The sequence below is a fragment of the Streptomyces capparidis genome (genome assembly GCF_054782095.1).
The window spans coordinates 17,099-37,407 of the sequence record NZ_BAAGTD010000032.1; the positions used below are offsets into that span (position 1 = coordinate 17,099).

12 protein-coding genes and 1 pseudogene are annotated in these 20,309 nt (G+C 77.6%); 5 read left to right on the top strand and 8 right to left on the bottom strand.

All coding sequences use genetic code 11. The features are described 5' to 3' along the window. Nucleotides 1-21: 21 nt before the first annotated feature. Nucleotides 22-1,731, top strand: coding sequence for a hypothetical protein (locus ACYVO2_RS24015; RefSeq protein WP_461010031.1), 1,710 nt, complete (start codon nt 22-24; stop codon nt 1,729-1,731). A 97-nt stretch (nt 1,732-1,828) separates the two neighbouring features. Here the strand turns inward: ACYVO2_RS24015 and ACYVO2_RS24020 are convergent, their stop codons facing one another. The 7 genes from ACYVO2_RS24020 to ACYVO2_RS24050 form a co-directional block, all read right to left on the bottom strand. Then, nucleotides 1,829-3,097: a pyroglutamyl-peptidase I gene (locus tag ACYVO2_RS24020; RefSeq protein WP_461010032.1), complete on the bottom strand. Its 1,269-nt coding sequence runs from the start codon at nt 3,095-3,097 to the stop codon at nt 1,829-1,831. Nucleotides 3,098-3,268: 171 nt separating this feature from the next. After that, nucleotides 3,269-3,703 (bottom strand): hypothetical protein, encoded by a 435-nt coding sequence (locus ACYVO2_RS24025; protein ID WP_461010033.1) that lies wholly within the window; start codon nt 3,701-3,703, stop codon nt 3,269-3,271. A 63-nt stretch (nt 3,704-3,766) separates the two neighbouring features. Then, nucleotides 3,767-4,468 carry a restriction endonuclease gene (locus ACYVO2_RS24030; RefSeq protein ID WP_461010034.1) on the bottom strand — a complete coding sequence of 234 codons (702 nt, stop codon included), beginning with the start codon at nt 4,466-4,468 and terminating at the stop codon, nt 3,767-3,769. 136 nt (nt 4,469-4,604) lie between these two features. Further along, nucleotides 4,605-5,372 carry a thioesterase II family protein gene (locus ACYVO2_RS24035; RefSeq protein ID WP_461010035.1) on the bottom strand — a complete coding sequence of 256 codons (768 nt, stop codon included), beginning with the start codon at nt 5,370-5,372 and terminating at the stop codon, nt 4,605-4,607. Further along, nucleotides 5,369-12,877 (bottom strand): SDR family NAD(P)-dependent oxidoreductase, encoded by a 7,509-nt coding sequence (locus tag ACYVO2_RS24040; RefSeq protein ID WP_461010036.1) that lies wholly within the window; start codon nt 12,875-12,877, stop codon nt 5,369-5,371. Before ACYVO2_RS24040 ends, ACYVO2_RS24035 begins: the two co-directional genes overlap by 4 nt. Before the next feature lie 732 nt (nt 12,878-13,609). Then, complete coding sequence (locus ACYVO2_RS24045) at nt 13,610-14,872, bottom strand: YncE family protein (protein ID WP_461010037.1); 1,263 nt, start codon at nt 14,870-14,872, stop codon at nt 13,610-13,612. Nucleotides 14,873-15,110: 238 nt separating this feature from the next. Then, the gene (locus ACYVO2_RS24050; RefSeq protein ID WP_461010038.1) at nt 15,111-15,470 is read right to left on the bottom strand and encodes a hypothetical protein; all 360 of its coding nucleotides are present in this window, start codon (nt 15,468-15,470) and stop codon (nt 15,111-15,113) included. 233 nt (nt 15,471-15,703) lie between these two features. Here ACYVO2_RS24050 and ACYVO2_RS24055 point away from each other — a divergent pair, with 233 nt between their 5' ends. Both ACYVO2_RS24055 and ACYVO2_RS24060 read left to right on the top strand, forming a co-directional pair. Further along, the gene (locus ACYVO2_RS24055; protein WP_461010039.1) at nt 15,704-17,179 is read left to right on the top strand and encodes a DUF6882 domain-containing protein; all 1,476 of its coding nucleotides are present in this window, start codon (nt 15,704-15,706) and stop codon (nt 17,177-17,179) included. A gap of 98 nt (nt 17,180-17,277) precedes the next feature. Continuing rightward, nucleotides 17,278-18,138, top strand: coding sequence for an SDR family NAD(P)-dependent oxidoreductase (locus tag ACYVO2_RS24060; RefSeq protein ID WP_461010040.1), 861 nt, complete (start codon nt 17,278-17,280; stop codon nt 18,136-18,138). A 169-nt stretch (nt 18,139-18,307) separates the two neighbouring features. Here ACYVO2_RS24060 and ACYVO2_RS24065 read toward each other — a convergent pair. After that, nucleotides 18,308-18,946: pseudogene (locus ACYVO2_RS24065) on the bottom strand (lytic polysaccharide monooxygenase auxiliary activity family 9 protein); the annotation flags it as partial. 500 nt (nt 18,947-19,446) lie between these two features. On the opposite strand from ACYVO2_RS24065, the gene ACYVO2_RS24070 reads away from it, so the two are divergent. Further along, complete coding sequence (locus ACYVO2_RS24070) at nt 19,447-19,989, top strand: SRPBCC family protein (protein ID WP_461010041.1); 543 nt, start codon at nt 19,447-19,449, stop codon at nt 19,987-19,989. Continuing rightward, a complete protein-coding gene (locus ACYVO2_RS24075) occupies nt 19,986-20,309 on the top strand; it encodes a YciI family protein (RefSeq protein ID WP_461010042.1) in 324 nt (107 codons plus the stop codon). Before ACYVO2_RS24070 ends, ACYVO2_RS24075 begins: the two co-directional genes overlap by 4 nt.

Consider the following 20,309-nt stretch of genomic DNA (forward strand, 5'->3'; position numbering starts at 1 on the left):
CCCGCAGGAACTGAGCCTGATATGACCGCACCTTCATCACCGCCCATCACCGCCGACGTCCCGTCCCCCTCCTCCGAGCCCACGCCCGCCGACGGCGCCCGCCCGGACGTCCGGGAGGATCTGCGCAGCTACGCGGACCTCGGCGGTTTCACCCTGACGGCACAGAGCCACGCCTGGCACGCCGCCGTCGAGACCATCGGCACCCCCGAGGAGGCCCGATCCGCCGCGACCGTCCTCGCCGAGTCCCGCGCCGCCCTGCCCGCCGTCCGGGAGGAGGCCGCCCGCCTGGCCGAGGGGACGCCGCTGACCGCGCCCGGCACCGTCGAGCGGACCCGTTCGGCCGTGGCGCTGCTGCGCAGCGTGCGCGACACGCTGGCCGTGCTGAAACCCGAGGTGTACGACGAGGAGGACCTCGACACGCTCACCGCGGCGACCGCGGACCGCGCCTGGCGGCGTGAGCACGCCGTGGAGCTGTCCTGGGGCCGCCGGTTCTCGCTGCGCCTGCGCGCCCGGCGGCTGGCCGTCTCGCCGTGGACCCGCCCCGCCGCCCTGCGCTCCGCGCTGGCGTCGGCCGCCGCGGAGCGCGCGGACTGGACGGAGCTGGGCGCCGAGGGCCGGCCCGCCGCGCCCGGCGAGGAGCTGGTCGACGGGGCGGCCCGCGCCGTCGAGGCCGCGGGAGCGGCGCTGCACGAGCTGAGCGCGCTGCTCCGCCCCGACCACGACCTGGAGACGGTGCCCTTCGAGGAGCTGTCCGAGCTGCTGGACCGGCTCGCCGCCGAGGAGGGCGACCTGTTCCGCCTGCCGAGGCTGCGCGCGCTGCGCGACCGCCTGGAGCGGGAGGGAATCGGGCCGCTGCTGGACGAGCTGAGCGAGCGCCGCGCCAACGGCGCGGAGGCCGTCGCGGCGTACGACGCACGGCACGGCGAGCCGGAGCGGGACGCGGCGGAGGGCGCCGCGGAGAGCGGGGATGCCGCGGGGGCCGGGACGGAGACGGCCGCGGAGGAGCCGGTCAACGAGGAGCCTCCCGCCGTGGTGGAGGAGCCGGCGGCCGAGGAGGCGGTCGAGGCGCAGCGGGAGGACAAGGCGGAGGAGGCCGCCGGGGAGCCGGAGGCCGCCGGGGACGGTGCCGCTGAGAGCGCCACCACCGAGAACCCCGCCGCCGATGACGTCGCGGCCGAGGATGTCGTCGCCGACGAGGTGCTCGCCGTGGAGCCCGCCGCCGAAACCGTCACGGAACCTGACGCGGAACCGGTTACCGAGGAGCCGGTCACCGAGGAGCCGGTTGCCGAGGAGCCGGCAACCGAAGCGCCGCAGGCGGACGCGCAGCAGGCGGACGCGCAGCAGGCAGAGACCCCGCGGGCGGACGCACCGCAGGCGGAGGCCCCGCGCACCGAGGAACCCGCCCCCGCGCAGGAGTCCGCCGCGGACACCGCGTCCGGTGGCGGTGCGGCGGAGGAACGGGCCGGTGAGCCCGAGGCCCCCGCCGCCGCGACCATCCCCAAGCCCCGCAGGGCCCGGCGCCCCCGCAAGCCGTCGCTCACTCCGGGACGGCCCGTCACCGCCTACTCCGCCGACGAGCTGGTGGCGCTGGTGCGGTGGATCGACAGCGACTCGGTCGAGCGGACCGAGGAGGAGCTGCTGCGGGCGGCGATGAAGGAGCTCGGCTTCGCCCGGCTCGGCCCGCGCATCAAGGAGGCCCTGGGCGCGGCCATCACCGAGGCGAGGAGCTGAGCTCCTCCGAAGCACGTGCGAAGGGCCCGGGGAGCGGCGGCAGGCCGCTCCCCGGGCCCTTTCCCGCACCCCGGCGCCCCCACGGGGCGCCGGGGCGTCAGTTCTCCACGGCGACCCGCAGGATCTCCCGCACCTGGTCGATGATGTCGAGCCGGTTCCGCACGAACTCCGGGTCGGTGACGGCCCCGGTCGCGGGGTCGGTGTTCCCGGCGCCGAACTGGAGCACCGGCGTGTGCACGTGCCCGCCCGGCAGGCCGCCGAGGCCGAGGCGGTCGCGCAGCAGCGTGGCGCGGTAGGCGATCTCGTTGGACAGGTAGTTCCCGCCGCTCCCGCCGCGGGCGAGCGAGCCGGGGGTGGGCCCCTCCGGGCGGACGACCGGGGTGTCCGAGCCCGCCGGGACCTCGGTGACCTGCGTGTTGTCGTACACGGGGAAGCGGCCGGTGGGCGCCGCGGCGATCGCCGCGTGGGGCAGGGTGGTGGCCGTCCACTGGGGCTGGGACGAGGGGTCGCCGACCGGTACGGTCCCGGTCTCGGAGACGTTCTCGTTGTCGGGGAACCCGCCGCGCCAGGCGCCGTTGTACCGCTCGATGTCGAAGCGGCCGGGCCGTCCCTGGCTGACGGTGGCGAACAGGTCGGCGCCCGGCAGGGCGGGGCGCAGGGTCCGCTCGACGGTGCCGTCGGCGAAGTCGCCCCAGCGGACGGGGAAGACGGCCGCCTCGACGCGGACCGGTCCCGCGCCGGTCTCGATCACCGTGCCGTCCAGGGCGAGCGCGGCGGCGCCCGAGGGGTTGCTGATGCGGATGTCCCGGTCCAGGGTGAACGGGTCGAAGCCCGTGACGAGGACGCGTCCCGGGGTCCGGCCCTGCCCCGTGCGGGGCGGCGGCGCGAGCGCATCCCGGCCGCGGGAGGCGCTCTCCAGGCGGGCCAGCAGCGCGGCGCGTTCCGTGCCGGTGAGCGGGAAGGACGGCTGCCACTGCCGCAGGCCGAGCGTCATCCCGAGCCGGGCCCAGTACAGCGGCCGGTCGTCGTCGCGGCTCAGGTCGCCGCCCGCGGGCCCGCGGCCCTGCGCCCTGGCCACGGCCCGCTCCCACAGGTTCCGGGCGTGGCGGCGCACGGTGTGCTCGGCCTCGCGGTGGGAGTCGGCGCGGCACAGCGCGCGGGTGAACTCGGACGCCAGCGTGTCGAAGCCGGCGCGCCGCAGGATCTCCCGCGGCACCGCCCCGGCGAGCCGCCGCTCCTCGACGGTGGGCTCCGCCGGCGCGCCGCCGCAGCCGGCGGGTGCGGCGTGCGCGGGCGTCGCGGGGAGAGCCGCGACCACCGACGCCGACACGATCAGTACAGCCAGCCTTGCGCGCAGCCCTCGCACCCGTGTTCCTCCCTCCGGACGGCGGACGTCGTCGGCGTAAGTATCGACGCCCCGTCATGCCGTGGCGAGAGCCGATCGGTGGGCCGGGTGGTGCGGGTCGGGCGGTGCGGGTCGGGCGGAGGGCGGTCCGCGTGGTGCCGCGGGGCCGCCCTCCGCCCGTGCCGCCGTGCGTTACAGGCGCCCCGAGGTGAGCCGGGACAGGGGGCCCCGCCGGCGCTGCCCGGAGCGGCGGCCCAGGGCGTAGGAGCCGGCGGCGACGGCCGCGACACCCGCGCCCGCACCGGCCGCGACGGCCTTCCTGGCCTTGAGGGCGGTGAGCGCGACACCCGCCTTGCCGACGGTCTGGCCGGCGGCGGAGGCCACGGTGCCCTGCACCGCCTTCGCCGTCCCCTTGGCCTTCTCCGCCGTGGCCCCGCCGAGCTCCGTCAGCGTCTGACGGCCGCCGCGGCCCGCTTCCCCGGCCGCGTCCCGCGCGCTGTCCGCGGTCTTCGCGGCCCCGTCCCGTGCGTCCCGCGCGGACGCCTTGGCGCCCTCGGGGACGGACTGCTTGGCCGACCGCGCGGCAGAGCCCGCGGCTTGTCCGTTCGTCTTGTTCGTTCCAGCCATGCTCTGCGGGTTTCCCGTCACGGGGGCGGCAAACGGCCGGACGGGCAAGCCGTGCCGATGTGTTCAGCGGGCGGCCGCCCAGGGCGCGGGCGCGGTGCCCGCGGCCCACCCGGCGAGGCCGTCGTGGTCGAAGCACACGATCCCGCACTGCTCGGCGTACTCGGCGGCGGGCTCGGTGAACTCACCGGTCGTCACCACGGCGGCGACGTGCGCGTCGTGGACGGCGTAGCAGGTGCCGCCGAAGCGCTGCACGTCCTGGGAGCCGACCTTGTTGGGGTCGTGGTAGCACTTGCACTGGATGACGACGCGCCGCCCGTCGGGCGTGGTGGCGACGACGTCGGCCCCGAGGTCGCCGGCCCCGCCGACGACCTCCACGTCCGCGCACCCGTCGCGCTCGCACAGCGCCGCCACGGCGTACTCGAACTCCCGCGGCTCCAGGGCGGCGAAGTCGGCACCGTCCGGGGTCCGCCGGGCGCCCGGCCCCCGGCGCGCCGCGGCGGGCCGCGCGGGGCGCCCGCGGCGCGCCCCGGCCACCAGCACCAGCAGCACCAGGCCGCAGAGCAGTGTGGCGACGGGGTGTTCGCGGGCCACCCCGCCCGCCACCCCGGCGCCGATCCCGAGCGCGCAGACGGCCACGGCGGCGGCCCCGCACCACAGGGCGGTGCGCCGCACGCTGAACGGTTGCCGGGCGGACGCGGCGGACGAAGGACGGGCGGACAGGGCCATGGCATCCTCCTGCGGCGCGACAGCAAGATCATCGGACATCTGCCCGTTGTGTCGCGGTGCACACGTTTCGCCCGGCGCGCACGGCGAGTCGGGCACGCCGCCCGGTGCCGCCGCGTCGGGGCGCCCGCTCCCGGGCCGGCCCCGCCCGCCGGGCGCCGGGCGCCGGGCGCCGGGCTCAGCCGGGAGCCGGGCGGCGCGCGGCGGGCAGGTGCCGGGCGAGGCCGCGGGCGACGTCCGCCCAATGGGCCGTCAGATAGAAGTGGCGGCCCGGGTACACGCGCACGACGGTCCGCCCGCCGGTCTCCTGTGACCACTGCTCCAGGTCCTCGGGGGCGACGAAGGTGTCGTCGCGCCCGCCGAAGACCGCGACGGGGCAGTCGAGCGCGGCCCGCGGGGCGTAGCGGTAGTCCAGGTAGGTGAACGACTCCTGCTTGGCGAGGGCGGTGACGGTCGCCCGGTGCAGCCGCCGGTCCCCGGCCAGTTCGGCCAGCAGCGGCAGCACCGCGGTGAGGGGCCGGCCGCGCACCGCCCCGATCCGCCGCGCCCACAGCCTGGGCGGCGGCGCCGCGGAGACGGCCAGCAGGGCCGGGTGCGGCGCCGTGAGGAGCCGGGCGACCTCGAAGGCGAGCAGGCCGCCGGAGCAGTGGCCGAACAGGGCCAAGGGGCGGCCCGCGGCGTCCCGGAGGATCACCTCGGCCAGCAGGTGGGCGAGTTCGGGCAGGTCGGTGAGGGCGGGCTCGTGCAGGCGGTCGCCGTGGCCGGGGATCTCCAGCGGGCACAGGTCCACGCCGGACGGCAGCGCGCGGGCCAGCGGCAGGTAGAACTCGGCGGGCGAGCCGAGGAACGGCAGGCAGTACAGCACCGCCCCCGCCCCTGGCCGCCGCACCGCCGCCCGGGTCCACGGGGCGTGGGCGGCCGCGGCGTCCTCGGGTGCCCCGGTCACGGGCGCTCCCGGGCGGGCCCGGCCCCGGGCGGGAGCGCCGCGGCGGTGTCCCGCCGTGGCGGCGCGGACCGTTGGCGCACCCGCCGCAGGACGATGCCCGCGACGTCGTCCACGGTGGGCTGCGACGCCGCCTCGATGGCCTGGATCTCGCAGTCGAAGTGCCGGCTGACCGACGCCGCGAACTCCGCGGCCATCAGGGAGTCCATGCCCAGCTCGTCGAGCCGCCGGTCGGCCGGCACCCGCTCCGGGGTGGTTTGCAGCACCCGCGCGGTCAGCTCGGTCAGGGCGGCGGTGACCAGGGCGCGGGCCTCCTCCTCCGGGGCCGTGGCCAGCAGGCGGCGGAGCTCTCCGGGGCGGTGCCCGGTGACGTCCCCGACGGGCGGCACCAGCAGCGCCAGGCGCGGGGCGTCCGCGGTGGCGCAGAAGGAGCGCAGCCCCTCCCAGGCGGTCCGGCCGACGTGGGCGACGACCTCGCCCTCGGTGAGCAGCCGGTCCAGGCTCTCCAGCGCCTCCCGCGGGCTCATCAGCCGCCAGCTCCGCCGCTCCATGAGCCCGGCCAGGTCGGTGCGCGCCACGTGCCCGACCTCGGCGACGGCGCCCCAGCCGACGGCGAGGGCCGCCTCGCCGTGGACGCGGCGCGCCCTGGCCAGCGCCTCGAGGGCGACGTTGGCGCCGACGTACGGGGCCTGGTGGGGGTTGCCGAAGAGCGCCGCCATGGAGGAGTACAGGACGAACAGGTCCAGGTCGCGGCCCCGGGTCAGCGCGTCGAGCACCAGGGCGCCGCCCACCTTGGGGCCGAGGACGGCCGCGAGGCGGTCCTCGTCGAGGTCGCGCAGCGGGGCGTCGTCCAGGTGCATGGCGGCGTGCACGACCCCGCGCACGGGGTGGCCCGCGGTGTCGGCGGCGCCGAGCACCGCGCGCATGGCCTCGGCGTCGGCGGCGTCGGCGGAGTGCACGGTGACGTGCGCGCCCCGGTCGCGCAGCGCGGCCAGCAGCGCGGGGGCTCCGGGGGTGGCCGCGCCGCGGCGGCCGACCAGGGCGAGGCGGCGCGCCCCGCGCTCGACGAGCCAGTGCGCGGTGGCCGCGCCGAGGCCGGTGAGGCCGCCGGTGACCAGGTAGGTGCCGTCGGGGCCGAACCGCGGCCGCGCGCCCGGCCGGTGCGGGGGCGGCGGCTGGTCGTGGCGCAGGACGACCTTGCCGATGTGCCGGGAGTGCCGCAGCAGCCGGTACGCCTCGTCCGCCCGCTCCACCGGGCGCGTCCAGTGCGGCAAGGGGCGAAGGTCGCCCGCGGTGACGCGCCGCACGACCTCGCGGAACTGCCGCTCCGCGTGCCGCGGGTGGTCGATGAGGAGTTCCTTGACGTCCACGGCGAAGTAGCTCAGGCCGCGCAGGAACGGGCGGAGCAGCATGCGCTCGTTGCCGGCGAAGTCCCGCTTGCCGAGCTCCACGAACCGCCCGCCGGGCGCGAGCAGTTCCAGGCTGCGGGCGGCGGCCTCCCCGGTGAGGGAGTTAAGCACCACGTCGACCCCGCGGCCCGCGGTGGCGTCCATCACCTGCTCGGCGAAGTCGAGCCCGCGGGAGTCCGCGACGTGCTCGACGCCCAGCAGGCGCAGCAGGTTCCGCTTGTGGGCGGTGCCCGCGGTGGCGATCACGCGGGCGCCGCGGAGCCCGGCGTACCGCACGGCGGCCAGGCCCACGCCGCCCGCGGCCGCGTGGACGAGCACGGTCTCGCCCGGGGCCAGCCCGGCCAGGTGGCCGAGGCCGTGGCTGACGGTCAGGTAGGCGATGGGCAGGGTGGCGGCGGCGGCGAGGTCCATCCCGTCGGGGACCGGCCCGGTCAGGGCGCTGTGCGCGGTGACGTGGGAGCGGGCGGCGCCGGGGACGAGGGCGTACACCCGGTCGCCGGGCGAGAAGGCGGTCACCCGGTCGCCGACGGCGGTGACGATGCCGGAGCACTCGAAGCCGGTGGGGTGCTCGTCGCCGCCGTCCGGTCCCGGCTGGGGCGGCAGCAGGCCCTGCGCCTGCATGACGTCGCGGTAGTTGAGCCCGGTGGCGCGCACCTCGACGGTCACCTCGTCCGGGCCGGGGGCGGGCGGCGGCGCCTCCGGGCGGCGGACCAGGGCGTGGCCGGGTCCCGGCGCCCGGACCCGCAGCGCGTAGGGGCGGGGGGCGCCCGGGGGCGGGGGCGGCTGCGGCCGGTCGGTCACGCGGGTCACGAAGCGGCCCGCGCGGGTGGCGACGACCTCGTCCTCGTCGCCGGGGGCGAGGAGTTCGCCGGCCGCGCGGCGGGCGGTGGCGCGGGCGTCCGCGGAGTGCTCCACGGCCAGGCGCCGCACGGTCAGCCGGGGGCACTCGTTGGCGAGGGCGCGGGTCATGCCCCAGGCCACCGCGGCGGGCACGGTCGCGGGTTCGGGCGCCGCGGCGCCCGGCGCGGCGGGGACGGTGAGCCACAGCTCGGGGGCGGCGGACGGCGGCAGGTCCGCGTACGCGGCGGCGAGGGCGCGCAGGCAGGCGGCGTGGCGCAGGCAGTCCGCGGCGGGATCCGCGGCACCCGGTTCGGCGGCGCCCGGTTCCGCGGCGGTGAGCAGCACGACCGCGGGCGGCGGGGTGCGGTCGGTCAGGAGGGCCGTCCAGTCCTCGGCGGTGGTGTCCCAGCCGGTGGTTCGCACCTCTGCGGCGCCGGACGCGGACAGCGCCGCGGCCAGCTCGGGGGCGAGCGGGCAGCCGGGTTCCGCGGCGATCACCCAGGAGGCGCCGGGGGCGGCGGCGGGCGGCGGCCCGGGGAGGGGCGCGGCCCGGTCCCGGCGCTGGGTGAGGAACACCGACGCCAGGTCGTCCGGCCCGCCCGGGGCGCCGCCGCGGACGGTGCCGGTGAAGCCGCTGTCCTCCAGCAGCCGTTGCCACCGCCGCGGCGTCAGCAGCGGGCCGGCCGGGCGCTCGTGGCGGTCGGTGTTCGCCCAGAAGCTGTCCAGCAGGCCGAAGACCAGGGCGACGGGACGGCTGTCGTGGATCTCCTGGATCAGCAGGTGTCCGCCGTCGGCCAGCAGGTACGCGACGTGCCGCAGGCACTGCCGCAGGTCCGCGGTGGCGTGCAGCACGTTGGCGGCGACGACGAGGTCGAACGAGCCCTCCCGCAGTCCCTGCCCCGCCGGGTGAGCGTTCAGGTCCAGCGTCCGGTACTCGACGAAGTCGTGGGCGGCGAAGCGGGCCATGGCCCGGGGCAGGAAGGCCGGGGACACGTCGGTGAACAGGTACCGGGTGCGCTGCCGGGGCAGGGCGGGCAGCACGGCCGCGGTGGTGCCGCCGGTGCCCGCGCCGACCTCCAGGATCCGCAGCGGCCGGTCGGCGGGCCCGTGGGCGGCCAGCGCGCGCACCCAGTCCGCGGTGACCCGGTTGGCCGCCCGGGTGAACGGCGAGGAGTGGTACAGCTCCTCGGTGAGGTACCGGCCCGACTCGGAGAACAGCAGCTCCACGGGGTCGCACCGGCCGGTGAGGACGTCGGCGAGGGCGCGGCCGCACATGCCGTACAGGGCGAGTTCCGGCGCGGCCCGCGGGGTGTCGTCCAGCAGGGCGCGGAACACCTCCTCGGGGCGGGCCCGCCCGGTCAGCAGGCAGCGGCCGCCGGTGAGGAAGTCGCCGGCGCCGTCCGCCAGGCCGTGCTCCTCGGCCGTGCGCAGCAGCAGGCCCACCAGGCGGCGCCGGCCCGGGGGCACCCCGGCGGCGGTCAGGGCGTCCCAGGTGACCGGCGCGCCCCCGGGCAGCAGGCGGGCCAGGGCGTGGGCGGCGAAGTGCGCGGTCAGCCGCCGCAGCCCGGCGGCGGGGTCGCCCGGGGCGGACGCGGGCCGCGGCGGGGCGCCGGCCGCTCGGGTGACCTCGCGGGGCCGCGGCAGGGCGGCGCGGGCCGCCGGGGCGTGCGCCGCGGGGGCGTGGGACAGCGGGGCGGCCCGCAGCTCGGTGACGTAGGTGCGCAGGGGCGTGTGCGCCCGGGTCTCGAACGGCCGCAGGCGGCAGCCGGTGAGCTGCACGCTGACCGCGCCGTCGTCGTCGGTGACCGTGCAGTCCCACACGCTCTGGCCCGCCTCGTCCCTGCGGCGCCGCACGTGCACATGGCCGGTCGCGGCCGGGGGCTGCCAGGCCCGCACCGCGTCCACGGCCACCGGGAGGTGGGTGCGGCCGTCGCCGAGCAGCGCGGCGACCGCCTGGAGGGCGCCGTCCAGCAGGGCGGGGTGGACGGTCCAGCCCTCGGCGGCCAGGTGCCCCGCGGCGTAGCGGGCCTGCGCCTCGCCCTCGCCGGTGCGCACGTCCTCCAACACCCGGAAGGCGGGGCCGTAGTCCAGGCCGGCGCGGCGGGCGCGGGCGTACAGGTCGGCGGCGTCGCCGCGGCCGGCCAGGCGCGCGCGGGTGGCGGCGGGGTCGAGCGGGGCCGGGCGCCCGCGCAGCAGACGGCGGACCCGGCCGCGGGCGTGCTGCCGCCAGGGCTGCCCGGGGCCGCCGGTGCGGCAGCCGACGCGGACCACGCCGTCCTCGTCCGACACCGAGGTCTGGAGCCACACCTCCGCCTCGGCGTCGTCCCAGGGCAGGGCGAGCGCCTGGAAGACCAGGTCGGTGACCTCCACGGGCGCGTCGTGGATCCGCTGCCCGGCGGCCAGGGCCATCTCCGCGTAGCCGGTGGCGGGCATCAGCACCGTCCCGTCCACCTTGTGGTCGGCGAGCCACGGGACGCGGGCGTGGTCCAGGCGGTGGTGCCAGGTGGGTTCCAGGGCGGCCGCGCGCTCACCCAGCAGGGGGTGCTCCAGGGCGCCGTCGCCGCAGGTGCGGGTCCACCAGTGGGGCGGGGGCAGACCGTCGTGGCGCTCACGCTGCCACGGGTAGGCGGGCAGGTCGGTCACCCGGCCGGGGACGGGGAAGAACGCCGTCCAGTCCACCGCTCCGGCGGCGATCGCGCCCGCGGCCGCCTCGTCGGCGGCGTCCGGTCCCGGGCGGTCGCGGACGAGGGTGGGCACGACGGCGGGCGGGCGCCGCGCCGCCTCGGCGGCGCGCCGCAGACAGGCGCGGAGCACCGGGTGCGGCCCGATCTCCACCAGCGCCTCGCAGCCGCGCCCGACGAGCCGGTCCACCGCCTGCGCGAACAGCACCGGGCGGCGGACGTTGCGCCACCAGTACTCGGCGTCCAGGGGCTCCCCGGTGCCCTCGTGGTGCAGCTCGCCGGTGACGGTGGAGGCGAACGGCAGCCGGGGGGCGGCCGGCCGCAGCCCGGCCAGGGCCTCGCGCAGCGGCCCGGCCAGCGGGTCCATCAGCCTGCTGTGGAACGGGTGGCCGACGTCCAGCCTGCGGAAGAACACCTCCCGCCCGGCCAGGCGGCGCGCCAGGTCGTCGAGCGCCCCCTCCTCGCCGCTGACGGTGGTGTCCCGGGCGCTGTTGACCGCGGCGACCTCGAGCCGCCCGCCGTAGGGTTCGAGCAGCTCCGAGACGTCGGTCGCGCCCAGTCCCACCGCCGCCATCCCGCCCGTGCCCGCGGTGCCCGCCTGGAGGCGGCTGCGGGCGGCCACGACGCGGGCGGCGGCGGGCAGGTCGAGCGCGCCGGCGACGCAGGCGGCGGCGATCTCCCCGACGCTGTGCCCGCACACCGCGTCCGGGCGCACCCCGCGGTCGGCGAGCAGCGCGACCAGGCCGAGCTGGACGGCGAACAGGGCGGGCTGCGCCACCTCGGTGCAGGCCATGCGCGAGCGCTCCGGCGGCGCGGCCAGCTCCTCCGCGACGGACCAGCCGAGCAGCGGGGCCAGCGCCGCGTCGGCCTCCTCGACGGCCGCCCGGAACACCGGCTCCGCGGCCCGCAGGTCCGCCCCCATGCCCGGCCACTGGGAGCCGTTGCCGCTGAAGACGAACACGGCCCTGCCGGCGCCGGACCCGGCCGCGGCCGGGGGTCGCGCGGGCCCGGGGGACGCCGCCCACCGCCGCAGCCGGTCGGCGGCCTGCCCGGGGGTCGCGGCGAGCACGGCGACGCGGTGGGGGTGCTGGGCGCGGCGGCGGCAGGCGGTGAAGGCGGTGTCGTGGAAGTCGTCCCGCGCGATGGCGTCGAGGTGGTCAGCCATGCGCTGCGCCGCTGCCGTCAGGGCCTCCTCGGAGCGGGCGGTGACCAGGACCGGCAGCACCGCCGGCCGCGGCGGCGGGGCGGGCCGCGGCGGCAGCGCGGGCGGCGGGCCGACGATCACATGGGCGTTGGCGCCGCCGAACCCGAACGAGCTGACCCCCACCACCCGGCGGCCCGAGGTCCGCGGCACCGGGCGGGCCCGCACCGCGGGCGCCAGGCCGTACCCGGCGAAGTCGATGTCCGGGGAGAGGGGCTCGGCGTGCAGCGTGGCCGGGATGTGCCCGTGCCGCAGCACCAGGCACGCCTTGAGCAGGCCCGGCATGCCGGAGGCCGCCTCCAGGTGGCCCAGGTTGCTCTTCACGGTGCCGATGGGCAGCGGCCCGCGGGTCCGCGCGGCGCCCAGGGCGCGGCCGACGGCCCGGCACTCGGCGGGGTCGCCGGCGCGGGTGCCGGTGCCGTGCGCCTCGAAGTACACCAGCTCGTCGGCCGCGACCCCGGCGCGCGCGTACAGGTCGCGCAGCAGCTCCTCCTGGGCCCGGGCGCTGGGCAGCGCAAGGCCCTGGGTGCGCCCGTCGGCGCCGGTGGCGCCGGCCAGGATCACGGCGTGCACCCGGTCACCTTCGGCCAGCGCGTCCGCCAGCGGCCTGAGCACCACCAGGCCGCCGCCCTCGGCGCGGACGAACCCGTCGGCGTCCGCGGAGAAGGCGCGGCAGCGGCCGGTCGGGGAGAGCATCGACGCCTTGGCGAACCCCACGTACGCCTCGGGGTTGAGCAGCAGGCCGATGCCCGCGGCCAGGGCGAGTCGGCTGCGCCCGCCGCGCAGGGCCTCGCACGCCTGGTGCAGGGCCGTCAGCGCCGAGGAGCAGGCGGTGTCCACCATCGCGCTGGGGCCGCGCAGGTCGAAGAAGTGCGACAGGCGGTTGGCGGTGTTGGAGCCCGCCGCGCCGGTCATCGTGTGGGCGTCGATGTCCTCGGGCGGGAGCCGGTTCATCAGCGCGAGGTAGGGGGAGCCCGAGCAGCCGACGAACACCGCGGTGTCCGAGCCGGCGATCCGGGCGGGATCGACCCCCGCGTCGTCCAGGGCCTCCACGGCCATCTCCAGCAGCAGGCGCTGCTGGGGGTCCATGCGGGCGGCCTCGCGGGGCGAGATGCCGAAGTACTGGGCGTCGAAGCCGTGGACGTCGTCGAGGAACCCGCCCTCCAGGCTGTAGGTCTTGCCGGGGCGCCGCGGGTCGGGGTCGAGGAACCGGGAGGCGTCGAAGCGGTCCGGCGGCAGCGGGGTGACCAGGTCCCGGCCCTCGTGCAGCGCCGTCCACAGCGCGTCCAGGGAGTTGATGCCGCCGGGCAGCCGGCAGGCGGCGCCCACCAGGGCGACGGGCATGGCGCCGGGCCCGGGGGGAGGTGGTGCTGTCATCGGGTGCTCCTGTCGCTCCTGGGGCGCTTTCGCTCCTGGGACGCCCGGGCGCCGGGTGGCCGGCGGCCGGGTTCTGCGGGTCGGGGCGGGGTGCGGGGGACGGTGCGCTCCGCGGGCGGGCGCGGCGGGCGGCGGGGGCGGGGCCGTGGTGCTGCGCGGCGCCGTCGGACGCCGGGCGGTCGCCGCCGCCGTGCCGTGCGGTGCCGGTCTGCCGTGCGGTGCCGGTTTGCCGTGCGGCGGGGGGCGGTCCCGTGCCGCGGACGCCGGGCACGCCGGGAGAGGGTCGGCGCCGCGGCGCGGTGGGGCGATGCGCCGGCGTGCTTACGGGCGCCCACCGCGGTGCCGGGGCCGCGGGCCGGTCCCGGATATCCGGCGCGCGGACCCGGGCCGCGGGTACGCGGGCCGCTCCGACGGCGGGCGGCCGGGGCGCGCGGGCCTCCCCCGGTGCCCCAGCGGGGCACGGGACGAGCGGAGCCGCGGGGCACCCGCGGCGCCAAGGACAGCCACCACCATCAGCCGCTCCCGGGAAGGAAAGGCGGGACCCCGCCGGCACCGCGACAGCCGGTGGGGAGCGCGGTCATCTGGAGCATGCCCTCCGTCCCGCCGTCCGGCTCCGCCCGGAGCCCAAACCGCCCGTTCGAGCGACCCGGGGCCGCCGGGCCCGGTCCCGGGCCGGGCGCGCGAAGGCCGCGCCCACCGCGGAGGCGGCGGGCGCGGCCCGGTGATGCGGGGTCAGCCGGTGGACGGGCTGGTCCAGTCGGCGGGGACGTTGCCGACGCGCACCCGCTGCGGGTGGTCGCCGACCGCCACGGAGACGATCTTCCGTCCGGTGGCGAAGTCGATCGCGGTCACCTGGTCGGAGCCGCTCTCGGAGATCACGCACGCCTTCCCGTCGCCGCTGACCGTCGCCCAGTACGGCTTGGACGCCGTCACCAGCGGGCCCTCCTGGAGGGTGGCGCGGTCCACGACGGTGGCGTAGTCGTCCATGGTCCCGGCGACGCACAGCTTGGTGCCGGCCGGGTTCATCGACATGCCGTGGTGGCGGGAGTCGTTCACCCAGGTGGTGCGGTCCTCGCTGGTGGCGGAGTTCTTCGGCAGCGTCTTGAGGCGGGTGATCCGGTCCGCGGCGACGTCGTACTCCAGGAAGCCGTTGAAGAACGACACCTGGAAGTAGAGGGTGGACTCGTCGGGCGTGAACGCGACCGGCCGGACCGCGTCGGACAGGTCCTTGCGGCCGAAGGCGTCCAGCCGCTGGCGCATGTCGATCACCTTGACCTGCTTGAAGGTGCCGGTGTCGACCACGGTGATCCTGCGGTCGCCCTTCGTCCAGTCCATCGACGGGTCGTCCAGCGCCGTGGTGACCTCGCCGATCGACATGTTCCACAGGTGCCTGCCGCCGTCGGTGAAGACGTTCTCGTGGGGCTTGTCGCCGGTGGCGAACGACCCCAGCTCCCGGCCGGTCTCGATGTCCAGCACGTGCACGGTGTTCGAGGTGGAGGCCGACACGGCGACGCGGGTGCCGTCCGGGGAGACCGCCATGTGGTCGGCGCGGAAGCCGGAGACCGGGAAGCGCCACTTGAGCGCGCCCGTGTCCAGGTCGATCGAGACCACGTCGGCGAAGCTCGGGCGCGACACCACCAGGGCCGAGCCGTCCGGGGTGGAGTACATGTCGTCCACGAACTGGTCGTGGCCCTCGCCCGGCCCGTACCGCACGCCGAGGAAGAACGCGAGCTTGATCGGGTTGAGGTAGATCTCCGTCAGCCGCTCGTCCTTGTCCGGGATGACGTTGACCCGGCCCATCCTCGCGAAGTCACCGGTGGACTTGATGACGTCCGCGGTGCCCTCCCAGTTGTTGCCCACGAACATGACCTCGCGCAGCTCCGCGGCGCTCGCGGGCGCGGCGGTGGCCGCCGTGGTGCCTGTGGCGGCCAAGGCGAGGGCGGCGGCGATGCCGCCGAGGGCTCGCAGGGGCGGGCGCGTTCCGGACACAGACATCGCCGTTCCTTCCCTGGGCGGATCGGGCGTCGTGGTGCGGGTCTCGGCCGCCGGGCCGGCGACCGCACGCGTCTGTACAGGGCATGACAACCAGCCGGGCCACCGCACCGGCCCACCGGCCGAGCGCGTCCGGGTTCCGACCGGGCTACTGGAAGGTAACCGGGGGTAACCCGGCTTCACAAGACTCCACCGTCGGGAAAATGCGCCACTTCCCGGCGGCGCGGCCCCGGGTTCCCCGTCAGCCGGAACCGCCGCCCAGCTCCCCCACCCGCGCCACCGCGACCCCCGCCCGCTCGCACACCCAGTGCGGGTCCGGCCCCAGCTCGGGCTCCACCTGGAGGGCGTGGGGCTCGTGGTCGGCACCGCACACCGGGCACAGCGGCCACCGCCCGTGCCGCTCGAGCAGCGCGTCCTGCACGTCCTGCGCCACGAGGCCGGCGACGAAGCCGACGCCCTCCGGCCACTGCCGCACCCACCACCTGCGGTGCGCCACCGCGTCCTCGACCAGCGAGACGATGTCGGCCTGGTCCACCCCGCCCGAGGCGAGGTCGGCGAGGACCAGCGCGCGTGCCGCGTGCAGTGCCTGTTCCAGATCCATCCCCCGATCTTCGCAGGCGGGCGCCCGACCCGGCGCGGACCCGGCCCGGGGCCGGGCGACGACCCGGCGGGCGTGACCGCCGGGGCGGGACCCCGTCGGGTCGGCGGCGCGGAGGCTCGGGCCCGGGGCGGGAACCACGCGGCGTCCCGGCGAAGTCATGAGGGCGTACACACGTGCGGTCCGGGTGCGCCGGGACCGCGGGACCGACGACCGGAAGACGACCGAGAACCCTCATGACCGCCTCCTTCAGCGACCCGTTCCTCGCCCTCGCCCGGCCGACGCTCGCCTGGGTGTGCGAGCAGGTCGACCTGTTCGACTCGCTCGTGCCCAACGGCGTCGTCTCCTTCGACCTCGACGAGCCGTCCGTGACCCGCTCCGGGATCACCCTGCGCGCCCATGTGCTGGGCACCTACGCCCTGGACGGCACCTGGATGTGGGCCTGGGCCAACGAGCGGTTCCGGGACACGCCCGCCGCGGCCCGCTCCCGGCGACTGCGCGAGCTGGGCGAGCGCGAGGGCGTGCCGGAGCTGACCGAGCCCATGCCGGACCTGGGCCACTTCCCCGACCCGAGGCTGGCCGCCGACCACCTGCTGCTGGCCTGCCTGGGGCTGCTCGACGCCCGGGGCGGGGTGATCTGCGCCGTCAGCGAGCGCGGCCGGCTGTTCCTGGCGGTGGACGACCCCGCGGTGCCGCGCGCCCGTCCCCGCGCCTCCGCCTCCCCCGCGGCGCTGCGCAACGGCGCCGCCCTGCTGCCTGGGCCGGCGCTCAAGCCCGTCCAGGGCTGGTTCGCCCGGCACGGCGTCGAACCGGCCTACGGGCCCGGCCGGGTGACGGGCACGCTGGAGTGCGGCGACCGCGTGGTGGTGGAGCTGGACGGGGAGCGAGTGGCCCGCGTCGGGATCAGCGGCCCGGACGGCGGGGCGCCCGCGTCGGACGCCGAGCCGCCGCAGCGGCTGACGGGGGCGCGGCTGTCCCCCCACGCCCCGCACCGCGTGTTCCCCCGGCCGCTGCTCGCGGTGGCCGCGCGGGAGATCGCGTACTCGATCCTGCGGACCCGGGCCATGGTCGCCCACGCGGAGGAGCACCTGGGCCTGGACGGCCGGCCGCCGGTGTGGGACGAGGCCGCGGGCGAACTGCGTTTCCCCGGCGGCGGGCTGAAGGCGCGGCGCCTCGGCTCGTACGACACCCGGGAGGGCTGGTTCGCCTGGGCGCCGGGCACCGACGACATCCGGGACCGGTTCCGGGAGGCCGCCGGGCCGGCCGGGGGCGAGGGCGACTGGCCGGAGCTGTCCGGCGAGCGGCTCGACCTGACCGCGTACGGGCAGCGGGAGCCGGTCGCGGTCGCCCTGGCCCGCACCGCGGCGACCGTGGCGGGGTACACGTTCACCTCGCTGGGCAGCGAGTTCTGGGCCGTCACCGACGAACGCCTCACCGACCCGGGCATCGTGGACCTCGACGGGGCGGTGACCGACATCAGGGGCGGCGCGGGCTGGCTCCACGGCCTCGCGGAGCAGCACACCCGCGAGGACACCATGCGCACCCTGGCCCGGTCGTACTTCGAGCGGCTCGGGCTCCAGGTGTGGCACTACGGGCAGCCGGACTTCCTCAGCGGCGTGCTGGGCGTGTACGAGGTGCGTGTGTACTTCGCGCCGGACGGCACCATCACCGAGGTGGCGCCCGGCATGCTCATGGGCATGCCCACCGGGTGACGCCGGGCGCCGCCGGGCGCGCGTCCCCCGCGCGGCGGAGCATGGCGTCCGCCGCCGCGGGGTATCCCGCAAGGCCCGGCTGGAGACGTGGAGGTGCCATGGGCTGGGACACGCCCCCGGCGACGGCGGTGGTGACCGGGGCGTCGTCGGGCATCGGCGCCGCCTACGCCGAACGGCTCGCCGGACGCGGCTGGGACGTGGTGCTGGTGGCCCGCCGGGAGGACCGGCTCGCGGCGCTGGCCCGCGGGCTGCGCGAGGGCGCGGGCGTGCGGGCCGAGGCGCTGCCCGCCGACCTCGCGCGGCCGGACGACGTGGCCCGGGTGGCGGAGCGGGTGGCCGCCGACGACGTGGGGCTGCTCGTGAACAACGCCGGCATCAACGGCTACGGCCCGTTCCCGGAGACCGGGGCCGGGCTGCTCGGCAAGGTCGTCGACGTCAACGCGGCGGCCCTCACCGCCCTCACCCACGCGGCGGTGCGGGGCATGCTCGGCCGGGGCGGGGGCGCCGTGGTGAACGTGGCCTCCCTGCTGGCGTTCGCCGGCGCCGAGCCCCCGGGGGCACTGCCGCACCGCGCGGTGTACGGGGGCACCAAGGCGTACGTGGTGGCGTTCACCCGGACCCTGGCGGCGGAGCTGGCCGGGCGCGGGCCCCGGCTCCAGGCCCTGTGCCCGGGGCTGACCGCCACCGAGTTCCACCTGTCCACGGGCGAGGGGTCGGTGCCGGACGGCGCGCCACCGGTCCACGGGGAGGGCGGCATGCCGGCCGAGGACGTCGTCACCGCCTCGCTCGCCGCCCTGGACGCGGGCGAGGTGGTGTGCGTCCCCGGTCTGGCCGACCCCGCGGCCGTGGCGCGGCTGACCGAGGCGGAGGCGGCCCTGCGCCTGGCGTCCGGCGCACCGCTGGCGCCCCGCTACCGCGACCGGGAGGCGAGGCGGGACCCGGCGCCCGGACGCGGGTAGGCGCGGACGGGCCCGGGGCGCGCCGGACGGCCGGGACGGCCCGCCCGAAGCGGACGGCGCGTCACCCGGCCGGCACGGCCACCGCCGGGCACCCGCCCGGCGCGGGGCGGGACGGGCCCTCGCGCCGCGCGGAGCGGCCGCCGGTGCCCGTCCCGCCGGACGGTCAGTACGTCACCTGGCCGTTGCCGCCGTCGAAGACGATGTCCGAGCAGGAGTAGAAGTTCTCCTGGCTGTCGGAGCGGACCCAGTGGATGAACAGGATGTGGTTCCCGCTCTTGCCCTGCGGCAGGTTCAGGTTCCAGTAGTAGTGGCCGCCGTCGGAGCCCACGCTGCCGGCCTGCGGCGGGTTCACCACGGTCTGGATCAGCGACAGGTCGCTCCAGGCCAGGCTCTTGGTGGGGCTGTACCCGTCCTTGGTGATGTACACGTTGAACGTGCCGGGGTGGTGCGCCCAGTTGCTGTGCCGGATCTGGACGCTCGAACCCGCGGTGAGGTGGGTCTTCGGCCAGTCGCTGCGCGCCGCGCTGTACGGCGAGAAGTTGTACGGGCCGCGGTTGCCGCCGCTGCATATCGTGCCGTCGGGGATGTAGCCGACGGTCCGCCCCTGGCCGTTGGAGTCCAGGTTGCCGAACCAGTTGTACAGCGGCGTGGTGCCGGCGGCCCGGACCGCGGCGGCGCAGGCCGGGTTCGAGGGCATCTGGGTGCTGCTGTTGTTGAGCAGGTCCTTGTAGCACAGGAACGTGCGCGAGCCGGGGACCATGGTGGCGCCGTGCGCGGACGCCGGGGACGGCAGCGCGGCCATCACCATGGCCAGCGACGCGGCCGCCCCGAGGCTGAGCAGGCGGGGCGCGCGGAGCGAGGTCTTCTTGTTCCGTGCGGTGGTCCGAAGAGCCATGTGGGGGGTCTCCTCTTTACTTTGTCGTCCTCGACGGGTCGTCGCCGGTGCCGGTCGGGACAACCGGCCGGCCGCGCCCGTCGTGCGGGTGCCGCTGCCGTACGTGGATCGATCCGCTCCCGTCCCCGTCGAGCGGGGCCGGCTGGGGGCCCGGCCGCACAAACCGGAGTGGGAACGCTCCCACACGGTAACTCCGCGCGCCCGGAAGGTAAACGCCCCGGGACCGCACTCAAGTCCGGGACGAGCGCGGGAACGGCCCGCACGGCCGCCCGCCGCGGCGGAGCGCCGCCGCGCGCGGGCCCGGCGGCGGGTCCGGGGGGCGGGCGGTGAAGACCCGCCGAGGAATTTCCCGGCCGGATGTAGGGATCGGCGGTTCCCGTTCGTCGTACCGACGAGGACGAAGGGAGACAGCCATGGACGACATCGTCACGGGCGCCCGCGCGGAGGTGGCGCTGACCGTGGACCTGCCGCCGGAGGAGATGTGGGAGCTGGTCACCGACGTGTCCGGGTTCGGCAGGTGGAGCCCGGAGTGCACCCACGCGGAGTGGCTGGACACCGCCGCCCCGGGGCCGCGCGCCGGTGCCCGGTTCGAGGGGCGCAGCCGGTACCGGGACGGGTGCGTCAGCTCGGTGGTCTGCGTGGTCACCGAGGCGGTGCGGCCGGTCACCTTCGCCTGGGCGGTCCTGGACGAGCGGGACGACCCGGCGCGCCCCGCCTCCATCTGGCGGTACGAGCTGTCGCCCGCGACGGCCGGGCGGACCCTCGTACGGCACACCTTCCTGCACGGCCCCGGCGCCAGCGGCACCCGCGACGGGGCGCTGCGCGACCCCGCCGCGCTCCCCGCGCGCCTGGCCCGGATGCGCGGCAACATGACCGCCACCCTCGCCGCGATGGTGCGGGACCGCGCCGCGGCGGGCGCCACCGGCGGGCACACCACCACCGAGGAGGACAAGTGAAGTACCTTCTGCTGATCTGCACGGACGGCCCGATCGAGGCCGACGGGGCGGACCTCGACCCCACGGCGTGGGTGGAGGAGACCACCCGGCGGGGCGTACGGCTGTTCGGCCATCAGGTGCGGCCCGCGGCGGACGCCACCACCGTGCGGGTGCGGGACGGCGAGCTGCTCGTCACCGACGGGCCGTTCGCGGAGACCAAGGAGCAGATGGCGGGCTTCGACGTGATCGAGTGCGCCGACCTGGACGAGGCGGTCGAGGTCGCGTCCCGGCACCCGATGGCCCGCTACGGGATGGTCGAGGTGCGGCCGTTCTGGATGTAG

Excerpts from the sequence above, each read along its gene's own strand:
- ACYVO2_RS24015 (WP_461010031.1), top strand. The coding sequence starts at position 22 with ATGACCGCACCTTCATCACCGCCCATCACCGCCGACGTCCCGTCCCCC.
- ACYVO2_RS24025 (WP_461010033.1), bottom strand. The coding sequence starts at position 3,703 with ATGGCTGGAACGAACAAGACGAACGGACAAGCCGCGGGCTCTGCCGCG.
- ACYVO2_RS24030 (WP_461010034.1), bottom strand. The coding sequence starts at position 4,468 with ATGTCCGATGATCTTGCTGTCGCGCCGCAGGAGGATGCCATGGCCCTG.
- ACYVO2_RS24040 (WP_461010036.1), bottom strand. The coding sequence starts at position 12,877 with ATGACAGCACCACCTCCCCCCGGGCCCGGCGCCATGCCCGTCGCCCTG.
- ACYVO2_RS24045 (WP_461010037.1), bottom strand. The coding sequence starts at position 14,872 with ATGTCTGTGTCCGGAACGCGCCCGCCCCTGCGAGCCCTCGGCGGCATC.
- ACYVO2_RS24050 (WP_461010038.1), bottom strand. The coding sequence starts at position 15,470 with ATGGATCTGGAACAGGCACTGCACGCGGCACGCGCGCTGGTCCTCGCC.
- ACYVO2_RS24055 (WP_461010039.1), top strand. The coding sequence starts at position 15,704 with ATGACCGCCTCCTTCAGCGACCCGTTCCTCGCCCTCGCCCGGCCGACG.
- ACYVO2_RS24060 (WP_461010040.1), top strand. The coding sequence starts at position 17,278 with ATGGGCTGGGACACGCCCCCGGCGACGGCGGTGGTGACCGGGGCGTCG.
- ACYVO2_RS24070 (WP_461010041.1), top strand. The coding sequence starts at position 19,447 with ATGGACGACATCGTCACGGGCGCCCGCGCGGAGGTGGCGCTGACCGTG.